The organism is Bradyrhizobium sp. C-145, assembly GCF_023375135.1.
GTDB lineage: Bacteria > Pseudomonadota > Alphaproteobacteria > Rhizobiales > Xanthobacteraceae > Bradyrhizobium > Bradyrhizobium zhanjiangense.
Genome location: NZ_CP088150.1, coordinates 332,389 through 345,108, shown reverse-complemented (window position 1 = coordinate 345,108; position 12,720 = coordinate 332,389). Strand labels below are relative to the sequence as shown.

General features: G+C 64.2%; 9 protein-coding genes. 2 read left to right on the top strand and 7 right to left on the bottom strand.

The features are described from left to right. Nucleotides 1-53: 53 nt before the first annotated feature. Complete coding sequence (locus LRP30_RS01575) at nt 54-2,087, bottom strand: HAMP domain-containing methyl-accepting chemotaxis protein (RefSeq protein WP_249759126.1); 2,034 nt, start codon at nt 2,085-2,087, stop codon at nt 54-56. A gap of 366 nt (nt 2,088-2,453) precedes the next feature. Next, the gene (locus LRP30_RS01570; protein ID WP_249759125.1) at nt 2,454-4,493 is read right to left on the bottom strand and encodes a HAMP domain-containing methyl-accepting chemotaxis protein; all 2,040 of its coding nucleotides are present in this window, start codon (nt 4,491-4,493) and stop codon (nt 2,454-2,456) included. Between the two features lie 258 nt (nt 4,494-4,751). Here LRP30_RS01570 and LRP30_RS01565 point away from each other — a divergent pair, with 258 nt between their 5' ends. Both LRP30_RS01565 and LRP30_RS01560 read left to right on the top strand, forming a co-directional pair. Beyond that, nucleotides 4,752-5,918, top strand: coding sequence for an FIST N-terminal domain-containing protein (locus LRP30_RS01565; RefSeq protein WP_249759124.1), 1,167 nt, complete (start codon nt 4,752-4,754; stop codon nt 5,916-5,918). Then, nucleotides 5,915-7,273, top strand: coding sequence for a hybrid sensor histidine kinase/response regulator (locus LRP30_RS01560; RefSeq protein WP_128940951.1), 1,359 nt, complete (start codon nt 5,915-5,917; stop codon nt 7,271-7,273). The genes LRP30_RS01565 and LRP30_RS01560 overlap by 4 nt, the downstream gene beginning before the upstream one ends. A gap of 146 nt (nt 7,274-7,419) precedes the next feature. Here LRP30_RS01560 and LRP30_RS01555 read toward each other — a convergent pair whose 3' ends face one another. From LRP30_RS01555 to LRP30_RS01535, 5 genes are all read right to left on the bottom strand, one after another. Continuing rightward, the gene (locus LRP30_RS01555) at nt 7,420-8,112 is read right to left on the bottom strand and encodes a response regulator transcription factor (protein WP_249759123.1); all 693 of its coding nucleotides are present in this window, start codon (nt 8,110-8,112) and stop codon (nt 7,420-7,422) included. A gap of 103 nt (nt 8,113-8,215) precedes the next feature. Beyond that, a complete protein-coding gene (locus LRP30_RS01550) occupies nt 8,216-8,902 on the bottom strand; it encodes a response regulator transcription factor (protein ID WP_091896604.1) in 687 nt (228 codons plus the stop codon). A 123-nt stretch (nt 8,903-9,025) separates the two neighbouring features. Continuing rightward, nucleotides 9,026-10,216 (bottom strand): transporter substrate-binding domain-containing protein, encoded by a 1,191-nt coding sequence (locus LRP30_RS01545; protein WP_346016201.1) that lies wholly within the window; start codon nt 10,214-10,216, stop codon nt 9,026-9,028. A gap of 139 nt (nt 10,217-10,355) precedes the next feature. Beyond that, the gene (locus LRP30_RS01540; RefSeq protein WP_249759121.1) at nt 10,356-12,071 is read right to left on the bottom strand and encodes a PQQ-dependent methanol/ethanol family dehydrogenase; all 1,716 of its coding nucleotides are present in this window, start codon (nt 12,069-12,071) and stop codon (nt 10,356-10,358) included. A 414-nt stretch (nt 12,072-12,485) separates the two neighbouring features. Beyond that, a complete protein-coding gene (locus LRP30_RS01535; protein ID WP_249761981.1) occupies nt 12,486-12,596 on the bottom strand; it encodes a hypothetical protein in 111 nt (36 codons plus the stop codon). Nucleotides 12,597-12,720 lie beyond the last annotated feature (124 nt).

Below are 12,720 nucleotides of genomic sequence, written 5' to 3'. Positions count from 1 at the left end.
TTGAGGACGCGCTTGTCCGAGACGACAGTAGAGGGTGGTGCAACGGCGGGCCCTTACGCCGCTCGGATATTCGCCATGAAGCGGTCGAGCTCGGCGCGCAGGCGGGTGCTTTCGCTCGACAGCGTCTTGGCCGAGTTCAGCACCTCTTCCGAGGCCGAACCGGTCTCGGCGGCGCCGCGGTTGACCTCGCCGATATCGGTGGCCGCGGTCTGAGTGCCTTGCGCGACGGTCTGGACGCTGCGGGCGATCTCCTGCGTTGCCGCACCCTGCTGCTCGACGGCGCTCGCGATCGAGGTCGAGATCGACGAGATCTGGCCGATGGTCGCGCCGATCTCCTTGATCGCGGCGACCGATTCGGCCGTGGCGCCCTGCATGCCGGTAATATGCGAGGAGATTTCATCCGTCGCCTTCGCGGTCTGGCTCGCCAGCGACTTCACCTCGCTCGCAACCACCGCAAAGCCGCGACCGGCTTCACCGGCGCGCGCCGCCTCGATGGTGGCGTTGAGCGCCAGAAGATTGGTCTGCTCGGCAATCGCCGTGATCAGCTTGACCACTTCGCCGATTTGCTGGGCGGCATGCGACAGTTTGCCGATGCGGCCGTCGGTCTCCTTGGCCTGCACCACGGCGGCCTCGGCAATGCGGCTGGAATCGCGAACCTGACGGCCGATCTCCTCGACCGAGGCCGACAGCTCTTCGGTCGCTGTCGCCACCGACTGCATGTTGGAGGACGCCTGCTCGGAGACACCGGCGACCTGGCTCGACAGGCTCTGCGTGGTCTCGGCGGTGCGGGTCAGCGTGGAGGCGGCCGATTCCAGCTGCACGGCGGAGGCCGAGACATTGGAGACGATGGCGCCGACGGCGCTCTCGAAATCGTCGGCAAAGCGGATCAGCTCGGCGCGCCGGCTTGCCGCCTGCTCCCGGTTCTGGACCTCGCTGGCGGCGGCATCGCGCTCGGCCTTGGCCACCGCCTGAACCTTGAACTCCTCGACCGCGCCGGCCATCTCGCCGATCTCGTCCTTGCGGCCAAGTCCCGGCAGCACCACGTCGAAATTGCCCGAAGCCAGCTCCCGCATCGCCTTGCACATCGCAATCATCGGACGCGAGATACCATTGCCGAGCATCCAGGCCAGGACGGCACCGACGGCAAGACCGCCGAGCGCCATCATCAACATTAGCCGCTCGGTCTCGCCTATGGTCGCATTGGCGCTCGCCTCGATGCGCTGCTGGTCGGCGGTGAGGTCCGAACGCAGCTCGGCCGAGAGTTTGAGGATCGACGCGGCCGTCTTGGTCATCTCACCGTTCAGCTTGACGATGACCTTCACGTTCTCGGTCAGCTTCGCGAAAGAGGTGCGGTACTGCTTCAGGAGATTGCCGATCTCGGTGACGCGGTCGGTGATCTTCTGGTCGTTCGCATAGATCGAGACCAGCAAGGTCTCCAGAAACTTGATGCGGGCGATCACGCCATCGGCGGTCTTCGGCTCCGGCTTGGCGACGAAGGCGCTGACCGAGGTGGAAACGGCCAGATATTGCGAGGTGACGTCCTTGGCCGTGGTCTGGACCGATGCAAGCCCCGCCAGCGCAGCCGTGTCGGCGAGATCGTCGAACTTGAAGCGGATCTTGTTGCCGACGCTGTTGAGCTCATCGGCCGCGATCTTGTTGTTCTCGCGGGTCAGGGTGATGATCTCACCGAACACCTTTGTGAAGCGCTGGAATTCGGCCTCGAGCTTACCGACCTGCTCACGGCGGGCGGCCCCAGTCGTGGCGGATATCGACTTGCCGATCGCGCTCCTCAGATTCTCTTCGGCGGCCTTGGCCGCGGTCTCGTCATCCGCCGTGCCGGTCAACGTGTAGGCCCGCGCCAACCCCTGATAGGCGATCAGCTCGCGATCGACGGTCCGCGCGAGGTCGGCTTCCGAGACGCTTGCGCGGTAGGAGCCCACGGCGGCCTGGATCCGCTCGAAGCCGAAATAGGCGAAAGCCATGCTGACGGCGAGGATGGCGAGCACCGCCACGAAGCCAAGGATGATTTTTGCGCGAAACCGTAGCGTTGGCAGCTTCGATTGCTGCAACTTCGACTTGACCGACATTCCCCACCCCATTCCATTCGCGGAAAACCAGGCGCAGCCGGAAGCAGCCCGCTCCCCGACTCCGCGGCACGTTACGGGGCAAAGGATAAGCTGTGGTAAATTTGTGGCACCGCAACTGGCGGTGAGGTGACGCGGGGATGCGTCTCAGCATGTCGTCCCGGACAAGCGGAGCCCTGGCAACGCGAAGCGTTGTCCGGAGCGGAGCGCAGATCCGGCACCCATACTCCGCAGCAATCGTTTTGCGAAGATTCGGAGTTGCCAGCTCGTGCAGCAACGCAATTCGGTCGTTATGGGCCCCGGATCGACGCGCGCTTGAGGGCGCGCTTGTCCGGGACGACAGCGGAGAGGTGATGCAACGGCGGTGCCCTACGCCGCCCGGATATTCGCCATGAAGCGGTCGAGCTCGGCGCGCAGGCGGGTGCTTTCGCTCGACAGCGTCTTGGCCGAGTTCAGCACCTCTTCCGAGGCCGAACCGGTTTCGGCAGCGCCGCGGTTGACCTCGCCGATATCGGTGGCCGCGGTCTGAGTGCCCTGGGCGACGGTCTGGACGCTGCGGGCGATCTCCTGCGTTGCCGCGCCCTGCTGCTCGACGGCGCTCGCGATCGAGGTCGAGATCGACGAGATCTGGCCGATGGTCGCGCCGATCTCCTTGATCGCGGCGACCGATTCGGCCGTGGCGCCCTGCATGCCGGTAATATGCGAGGAGATTTCATCCGTCGCCTTCGCGGTCTGGCTCGCCAGCGACTTCACCTCGCTCGCAACCACCGCAAAGCCGCGACCGGCTTCACCGGCGCGCGCCGCCTCGATGGTGGCGTTGAGCGCCAGAAGATTGGTCTGCTCGGCAATCGCCGTGATCAGCTTGACCACTTCGCCGATTTGCTGGGCGGCATGCGACAGTTTGCCGATGCGGCCGTCGGTCTCCTTGGCCTGCACCACGGCGGCCTCGGCAATGCGGCTGGAATCGCGAACCTGACGGCCGATCTCCTCGACCGAGGCCGACAGCTCTTCGGTCGCTGTCGCCACCGACTGCATGTTGGAGGACGCCTGCTCGGAGACACCGGCGACCTGGCTCGACAGGCTCTGCGTGGTCTCGGCGGTGCGGGTCAGCGTGGAGGCGGCCGATTCCAGCTGCACGGCGGAGGCCGAGACATTGGAGACGATGGCGCCGACGGCGCTCTCGAAATCGTCGGCAAAGCGGATCAGCTCGGCGCGCCGGCTTGCCGCCTGCTCCCGATTCTGGACCTCGCTGGCGGCGGCATCGCGCTCGGCCTTGGCCACCGCCTGAACCTTGAACTCCTCGACCGCGCCGGCCATCTCGCCGATCTCGTCCTTGCGGCCAAGTCCCGGCAGCACCACGTCGAAATTGCCCGAAGCCAGCTCCCGCATCGCCTTGCACATCGCGATCATCGGACGCGACATGCCGGTCCCGAGCAGGAAGGCGAGGACCGCACCGAGCAGCGTGCCGCCGACGGCGAGGATCAGCACCAGTTGCTCGGTCTGTCCGATGGTCGCTTCCGACTCCGCTTCCAGCCGCTGCTGTTCGGCGACGAGGTCCGCCTTCATGGCGGTGGCGCCCTGAAGGATCGCCCCGGCCGAGCCGCTCATTTCGGTCACGAGGTCATCGATCATCTTGGCGTTGGCGATCAGCTTCTCCAGCGCTTGCCGATAGGCTCCCAGCAGCGCCTTGGCGTCCTTCAGCCCGGCGACGATCTTGTCGTCCATGGAATAGACCGCACCGAGCGAGTTATCGACGAATTTCAGCCGCGCCAGCGCGCTTGCCGCGACCGCTTGGTCTGAATTGAGGATGAAATTGCTCGCGGCAGAACTTGCGGTCTGGAACTGGGCATTGACCTGCTTGGTGCCGAACTCGATCGCCTGCGCTTCCGCGTCGGAGGCGTTGTTGCCGATGTCGTCGAGCTTGTATTTCAGGAGATTGGCGTTGCGCTGGAGCTGGTTCTGGACCAGCAGCGCGCTGTCGCGCTTGGCCTGCAAAATCTTGGCAAAGGTCGCGGAGAAGTTGGAAAACTCCTTGGCGAGCTTATTGAGGCCCTCCTGCCGCGCCGGCTTCTTGGCGCTCTTGATGGCCTGGTCGATCGCGCTCTTCAGGCTGGCTTCCGCCTCCAGCGCCGCCTTGGCGTCGTCCTCCTTGCCGGTCACGACAAAGTAGCGGGCGGCCGAACGATAGCCGAGCAGCTCGCGGTCGATGTTGCGGGCAAGGTCGGCCTCGGAAACGCGGGTGCGGTAGGATCCGACCCCGGAGGAAACCCGCTCGAAGCCGAAATAGGAGAAGGCCATGCTGCCGGCGGAGATCACCAGCACTGCGGCGAAGCCCAGAATGATCTTGGTACGAAATCTGAGGGTCGGAAATAGTGTGCGCTTCGACGGCGATGCGGTACGCCCGGACATTCCAACCCCCAAGATCTGTTCTTGCACGTGCAACGCGGCCTGGAAGCAGCCCCTTCCGGACCGGCGATGAAAATTAGGGCAGAATCGTCAAGGGGCGGTAAATTCGTCCGCCCCTCCTCCGCAAAGGCGGCTTGGTGCGGAACACCCGCCCCGGCCACCTGGCCGCCGTGTTGCGACCGGGCGAAAAACGCCATACTCTTTGGACACTTGTCAGGCACTTGGCATTAGACCGAGCGGGTCCTCGAGGGGAGAAACGGAGTGGGGCAAACCGACTTTCGGTTTGGCGGTGCGTCTGGCGTTGCTGTCGCGAAGTCGAAGGCCGCGGGCGCCGAGCGAGCCGTTGCCGACCTCGCCGGCCAGCTCCCATCCGACGAGCTGGCGCTCATTCTGCTCTTCGTCTCCCCGAGCTACGATCCACACCAATTCATCGCCGAGATCAGCCGACAATTTGACGGGGTCCCGGTCTGCGGTTGCACCACTGCCGGCGAGCTTGCCCCCGACGGCTGGGACGAGAACAGCGTCGTCGCTCTCGCGTTCAGCCGAGCCGACTTCTCGGCCGTGGTGCGCCCCATCCTCAATCTCGACAGTTTTCACGTCGAGGACGGCCGCAGGATCGGCGCCGAGCTTCGGCAGGAGCTGCTGCGGGTGTCCTCCCAGGTCGAGCGCGGAAATCCGTTCGGTCTGGTCCTGATCGACGGCCTGTGCCGCCGGGAAGAAGCGGTGATGTCCGCGATCTATGCCTCGCTGGACGACATTCCGATCGTCGGTGGATCTGCGGGCGACGGGATGCGCTTCGAGAGGACCTGGGTGTTCTTCGACGGCAAGGCGTACACGAATGCCGCTCTCCTGATCCTCTTGAGCACGTCGCTGCCGTTCCGGGTGTTCAAATGTGACAATTTCGAACCGCGGCCGCAGAAGATGGTGGTCACCGAGGCCGACATCGAGAATCGAACGGTCAGGGAACTGAACGCCGAGCCCGCGGCCCAGGAATATTCCCGCGTCGTCGGGATCATGGACGCCAAGCTCGATCCGTTCTCGTTCGCCTCGCATCCGGTTCTGGTCCGCGTCGGCGGCTCCTACTATGCCCGGTCGATCCAGCGCGTCGAACCGGACGGCTCGCTGCACTTCTTTTGCGCCATCGACGAGGGCATGGTGCTGACGGCGGCGACATCGCGCAGCCTCGTCGGCACGACGCGCGAGGCCTTCGCGGAAACGCGCGACCAGATCGGCGAGGTCTCGCTCTATATCGGTTTCGAGTGCCTGCTGCGCCGGCTCGACGCCGAGCAGCACCAGCTCGCCCGCGACATGTCCGAGCTCTACCACCAGAATCGCGTGGTCGGTTTTCATACCTACGGCGAACAGTTCGGCTCGATGCATGTGAACCAGACGTTCACGGGCGTCGCCATCGGCAGGCGCTCCTCGTGACCGGGCTATGGCAGGATGCCGAAACGGTCGAACAGCTGCAGCGGGAAACCGCGAAGCTGAAGAAGATCAATGCCGCGCTGATGTCCCGCGTCGAGCGCTCGATGGACCAGCAGCTCAATGCCTTCTCGTTGTTCGAGACAGCCATCGCGCTCGACCGCCAGGTTCGAGACCGGACGCACCAGTTGCGCGAGGCGCTGCATTCGATCGAACGCGCCAATGAGGGTCTGTATCGCGCCAAGCAGCAGGCCGAGGCCGCAAGCTCGCTCAAATCGTCCGTTCTGATCTCGGTTACCCACGACCTGTTGCAGCCGTTGAATGCGGCGCGCCTGACGCTCTCGGCGCTGGCCGAGATGATGGAGACGCAGGAGGCGGGCCTGCTGATCGACCAGGTCGACCGCTCGCTGGTGACGCTGGAGGACCTGTTGCGGTCGTTGCTGGAGATCGCCAAGCTCGACGCCGGCGCGCTCAGGCCCGACGTGCGTCCGTTGGCGCTCGCGCCGCTGTTCGAGCAGCTCCGCAACGAATTCGCGCCGATCGCCGCACGGCAAGGCCTGACCTTGCGGATCCGCAACTCGCCGCTCGCGGTGTCGTCGGACGTGATGATGCTTCGGCGCATCCTGCAAAATCTGCTTGCCAATGCCATCCGCTACACCCGCAGCGGCGGCGTCGTAATGGGATGCAGGCGCCGGAACAACCGCATCTGCGTCCAGGTCTCCGACACCGGACCGGGAATTGCGCAGGCGCAACAGGAGGCAATCTTTCGCGAATTCCAGCGCGGTGAGGCCAGCGCAACCGACCAGGCCGGGTTCGGGCTCGGTCTCTCCATCGTTCGCCGCTTCGCGACGGTGCTCGGACATGCGGTGCAGCTGTCGTCACAGGTCGGCAAAGGATCGACGTTCGTCCTGGAGCTCGAGCCGGCCGATCTTGCCGAGGTCAGCGACGAGGTGCACGAGACCAAGCTCGCCGAACGCCAATATGGTGGCCTCGAAGGCGCCAAGATCCTGCTGGTCGAGAACGATCCATCCGGCTCCGAGGCCATGGCCGCCTTGCTGGAAGGCTGGGGCTGCGATGTCGCGACCACGCGATCGACTGCGGAAGCGCTGCTGCGTCTCAGCGAGCTGGGCGGCGCGCCCGACGCGGTCATCGCCGATCTTCATCTCGATCACGGCGAAAGCGGATTGTCGGCGATAGCCGACATCCGGCAGCAACTGAAGCTCGACGTGCCCGCGATGATTATCACCGCCGACTACTCCGAGAAGGCTGCCAAGCAAGCGAGCCTCTCTGGCCTCGAAGTGTTGAAGAAGCCGGTCAAGCCTGCCGAGATGCGCGCGCTGCTGTCGTTCCTGCTGAGCTAGCTGGTGCGACGGTCACACAAAATATCGAAAACAACCCCATGCACAGTAGCGGTAACGAATTGCATTCCGCCAAGAGATTGATTCTTAAATAAAATAGCCGACAGGAACGACCGCCAATCGATGGGACGGGACGGAAGAAATTCGCGTCACTGCTGATCCGGTTGGGCACGCTCGCGCCTCAGCGTAGTGCCCTCGCCTGCCAGCGTCGCGAAATCGATCTGCGACATTTCGACGATCGCCTTGGTGCGGCTCAGCACGTTCAGCTTGCGCAGGATGTCCGAGACATGGACCTTCACGGTGGTCTCGGAAATCTTCAGCTCATAGGCGATCTGCTTGTTCTGCAGGCCGCGCTTGAGCATTTCGAGGACCCGCAATTGCTGCGGCGTCAGGTCATGCAGCCGTTTCAGCAGGTCATGCGCGGGACTTGGGGCCCGCCGCGGCCGGAGTGCGCGATAGGCGTCGGGAATACAGACGAGACCCTGCAGCGCCTCGCCGATCGACTGGGCAAGCTCCTGCTTGGACGAGGATTTGAGGATGTAGCCGGCCACCCCGAGCGACAAGGCGCCGGCGATGATGCGTGGATCCTGATGACCCGACACGATGACGACGGGAACCTTCGGGAATGCCTTGCGGATGCGAATGATGCCCGAGAGGCCAGTCGTGCCCGGCATCGACAGATCGAGGAGGAGAAGATCGAGCTCGGCGCCCGCGGACAGCTGTTCGAGCGCGCCGTCGATCGATATCGCCTGCAGGATCTCGGCCCCGGGCGCCACCATTTGCAGCGCGCCTTCGAGCGCCTCGCGAAACAACGGATGGTCTTCGACAATCAGAAATCGCATCACGCGTGAGCCATTCCCAAATCGTTGCCGGGTTCGAGCTTGAACCGAGGATGTATCAGCCGGCCCACGCCGGGTTGATCCAGGTCAAGAACGGCGGCGCGGATCATTGCGGTCTCCCGCGATCGACCCTCGCATAGGGCCGGCTCCTGGGATCGGGCAGGTCCATCTTGCCGATTTCGATGATCGCCTTGTTGCGGCTGAACAGTCCGAGCTTGCGCAGGATCTCGGTGATGTGCGCTTTCACCGTGGATTCGGCGAGCTGTAGCTCCTGCGCGATCTGCCGGTTCGGATAACCGCGGCGAAGCAGGTCCAGCACCCGAAGCTGCTGCGGCGTGAGCTCGCGGAGCTTGACCACGAGGGCCTTGCTGGTCTCGGCTTTTCGCCGCGGCGGCGTCGGCACGAAATCCCGGGGCACCGATACCGATCCGGACAGCACGCCCTCGATCGACTGGGCCAGCTCGCGCTTCGACGTCGACTTCGGGAGATAGCCGGCCGCGCCGAGCGCCAGCGCTTCGCGGACCACATGCTGGTCCTCCTCGCTCGATACGATGGCGACCGGCAGGCGCGGATAGGTTTCGCGCAAGCGGAGAAAGCCGGAGAAGCCGGTCGCATCCGGCAGCGACAGATCGAGCAGCGCGAGGTCGATCCCCTGTTCGGCCGACAGGATGTGCAGGGCGTCCTCGATCGACATCGCCTCCAGGATGCGGGCCTCCGGCAAGGCGAGCCGCACTGCATTGCCCAGAGCTTCGCGAAACAGCGGATGATCGTCGATGATCAGGAAGCTGGCCATGGCGCCTTCCAAAGGATCCACCGCACGCGCGGCGGCAGCGCACCCATCCTGCGCCGGTCCGGCGTCGGAAAGATGCATGATGGACGCTACCACATCTTCCCGATCCCGTCCGGTCAAGGCCGTTCAGTCGTTCGATTCGACCTGGACGGTCAGCAGGAAGGAATAAATGCTGTCGAACTGGTCGTCGGTGTAGACCTCCTTCCAGGCCGGCATGCCCTTGGCGGGACGTCCCTCATGCACGGTCTTCCAGAACGTGTCGCGCATGTCGTCGCCGTAGCGGTGACGCAAGAGCCGCAGATCGATCTTCCGTTCGCTCTGGATGGCGTCGGGGCCATGGCAATGCGCGCAAGTTCCGTTGAAGATCTCCTTGCCCGCACCGATGGTCTCCGCATTCGGCGCAGATGCATCGCCCTTGATCTCGGTTGCCACCACATTTGCGACCTGCCTCACGCTCGGCCCGGGGCCCGCTCCTGTCGTGGTTCCCGCCGGCACAGCCTGGGCCGCGCCAAAGCGGACAGGCTGTCCGGCCGGCAAGCCGTATTTCACCGCGAGATCGGCGATTGTGCTCCGAAGCGTCGGCAGGATCGCATCGACCCGATCACGCAGCTCGGTCGAACCCTTCGCAAAGCCGATGGCGGCATCCCATGACAGGCCTTCGCCTTCGGTGAGCCGGATTTGATAGCGGTCATGATAGGCGGTCATGTTCAACCAGCCGGCGACGGGCCCCCAGATGAAGGCGACGTCGGCCCTGCCCTGATCGAGCGCCTGCATGGCCTCCTCGGGCGAGAGCACGGTCACCTTCTGGATGTCGTCACGTGTCGCAAGGAGGTTTTGTGGTGTGCTGGCGTACTGGACAGCGACGCGCTTGCCCCTGAGGTCTTCCACGCCACCGATCGCCTGACCTTTCGCCGCGACCAGGGCGTAGCCTTCCTTCGCAAAGGTGCTGGAGAAGATCACGGCAGGTCCCATGAAATCCTCGGAGCGTGGCAAGCCGATCATGGCGTCGCATTGCTTGCCCAGCAGCGTGACCCGCACGGTGCGCTTGCCGAAATAGGATTTGTACCAATCGTAAGTGATCGGTTGGCCGAGCGCCTGCGCCAGCGCCTGGCCAATTTCGACATAGAAGCCCGGCCGCGACGGATTATCGCTCGAGAACGGCAGATTGGTCGGATCGGCGCACAGACGGAACGGCTTCGCCTCGTCTGCGTGAGCGGTTGCGGCCGATGCAATCAGCGCGGACGCGGCGGCCCATGCGAGCAGTCCCGCGATAGTGCGAAGTCGGCTGTTGCCATTTCCTGGGTTGATCGGACGCATCCTCATCTCCGGCAGGTGGGAATTGTTGGACCAAGCGTGGCAACACAGGATCTGGCCCGAGATCTGGCCGATGCCGTCGCCGCGCGATGTCGAGAAAGCGCGCGCGTATCCCGTTCCTCCGGGATACGCGCGCGAGTCGTCACTGGACGGAGAACACGAAGAGCGAACCGCCCTCGGGGGCTGCGGCCGTCATCTTCTTCCCAACCTCGCCCAGGAACGCGGGCAATGCAGCCGTGCGGCCGACGACGATGGCGACGTACTGCTTGCCGTCGACACTGTAGGTCACCGGGCCCGCACCGATACCGGAGCCGAGATTCTTGCTCCACAGCACCTTGCCAGACTTCGCATCGATGGCGCGGAAGTCACCACGGATGTTACCGGCGAACACGAGGCCGCCGCCGGTGGTCAGCGTGCCGCCGTTGAACGGCAGATCTTCCTTGATCGACCAGACCTTCTTCTGGGCGATGGGATCCCAGGCCACGAGCTCGCCAAGGAAGCCGCCGGGGCCTTCCTTGGTCGGAAATTCGGCGCCGAGATAGAACACGCCGCGCTTGTAGGCGACGTCGGACACCGACCAGTCCATGCAGACATTGTTCGAGGGGATGTAGACGAGCCCGGTCTGCGGATTGAACGACATCGGTTGCCAGTTCTTGCCGCCAATCAGGTTCGGACAGATGTCCTTGGCGGGATGGCCCGGCCCCGGACGCTTGTCCGGATCTTCGACCGCCCGCATGGTGTTGACGTCCCACTTCTTCGCCCAGTTGGAGAAGACGTATTTCTCCGCCGAGACCACCTTGCCGGTCTCACGGTTGGCGACGAAGAAGTAGCCGTTGCGATCCGCCTTCATCAGCGCCGGCACCGTGCTGCCGCCGATCTTGAGATCCGCGAGCACGGCTTCGTTGACGCCGTCATAGTCCCAGGCATCGGCCGGCGTGGTCTGGATATGCCACTTGATCTTGCCGGTGTTGGGATCGAGCGCGAGCGTCGAGGCGGTGTAGAGATTGGTCAGCTTGCCGAAATTGCCGTCGCCGGTCGAACGAACGCCGGTGTTCCACGGACCGGGATTGCTGGTGCCCCAATAAACGGTGTCGCTCTTGGGATCGTAGGAGCCGACCAGCCAGGCCGCACCGCCGCCATGCTGGGCGGAATCGCCTTTCCAGGTGTCGCCGCCAGGCTCATCCGGACTGGGAACCGTAAAGGTCTGCCACAATTGCTTGCCGCTGTTGATGTCGAAGGCCTGGAGCGAACCGCGCACGCCGTACTCGCCTCCACCGAAGCCGGTGATGACCTTGTCGCGCACCACCAGCGGCGGCGAGGTGATGACCGAACCCTGCTTGTAATCGACGACCTTCGTCGTCCACAGCGCCTTGCCGGTCGCGGCATCGAGCGCCGTCAGCTTGCCGTCGAGCCGGCCGACGAAGATCTTTCCGTCCGCATAGGAGACGCCGCGGTTGTTCACGTCGCAGCAGGCATATTGCAGCACGTCATCGGGAATTTCGGGCTCCCAGGTCCATTTGCGCGCACCGGTCGCGGCATCGAGCGCATAGACGTATTTCGGGCCCCAGGAGCTCGAGACGTACAGCGTGTTGCCGACGACGATCGGCGAGGATTCGTTCGAGCGCAACGACGCCAGCGAGAACGAATAGGCGAGCGTCAGCTTGCCGGCGTTCTCGGTATTGATCTGCTTGAGCGGGCTGTAACGCGTATTGCCGTAGTCGTGGCCGGCAACGGCCCACTGGTTCGAATCGGACTGTGCCTTGATCAGCGAGTCGTTGGCACGGACGCCTGATGTGCCGGCGGCCAGCATCGCAACCATCGAAATACCAGCCAAAAAACCCTTCGTTCCAAAGGTCATGTATTCCCTCCGCGGTGTTGTTGTGTACGCCGGTTGGGCGCTGGAACGCATTGCGCTCCCGATGCGCAGTTTGCCTGCGAGCCATCGCGCAAATTACAGCATCGGCTTTTCGCGCTTAGTATAGGCGGAAGGTAGTAGTGCAAATCGTCGGCGGCTTTCGCCGCTCATCTCGTTGTCGAATCTCGGCTCCTTGCCTTGATTTTCAGGTGGAAACGCACCAAGCGAGTGTGGGGACCGACGACATCGCCTCACTCTCGGTCGTCGTCCCGGACAAGCGAACGAAGTGAGCGCTGATCCGGGACGACAGGGGAGCTTGTGTTGACCTTGCCTCGTCCCACTGCTTCGTCAGCTTGGCAATGTCGCGCGCAAGCCGGCCGCACGCATCGGGCATCGCGCAACGATCGTGCGCCGCAGTCACGATGATGGCGCTACCACCGCCGCAAAGTTTTCGAGGACGTTCGCGGCAAGTTTTCGCGACGTCGAATCGATCAACCGCGAGTCGAGCTGCGCGAGCTTGCCGCCGATCTGCGCCTCGGCTTCGCAATGCAGGGTGGTGACGTCGGTGCCTCTCCCTCAAGCCTGGCCTTCGCGCCGCCCTCGGCGAAGCCGCCCACGCCGCCGGCCCTCACCGACGTGGCGCGAGGGCCCG

What these genes read in the sequence shown, in the direction of transcription:
- LRP30_RS01575 (WP_249759126.1), bottom strand. Translation starts at nt 2,087, where the DNA reads ATGTCGGTCAAGTCGAAGTTGCAGCAATCGAAGCTGCCAACGCTACGG.
- LRP30_RS01570 (WP_249759125.1), bottom strand. Translation starts at nt 4,493, where the DNA reads ATGTCCGGGCGTACCGCATCGCCGTCGAAGCGCACACTATTTCCGACC.
- LRP30_RS01555 (WP_249759123.1), bottom strand. Translation starts at nt 8,112, where the DNA reads ATGCGATTTCTGATTGTCGAAGACCATCCGTTGTTTCGCGAGGCGCTC.
- LRP30_RS01550 (WP_091896604.1), bottom strand. Translation starts at nt 8,902, where the DNA reads ATGGCCAGCTTCCTGATCATCGACGATCATCCGCTGTTTCGCGAAGCT.
- LRP30_RS01545 (WP_346016201.1), bottom strand. Translation starts at nt 10,216, where the DNA reads ATGCGTCCGATCAACCCAGGAAATGGCAACAGCCGACTTCGCACTATC.
- LRP30_RS01540 (WP_249759121.1), bottom strand. Translation starts at nt 12,071, where the DNA reads ATGACCTTTGGAACGAAGGGTTTTTTGGCTGGTATTTCGATGGTTGCG.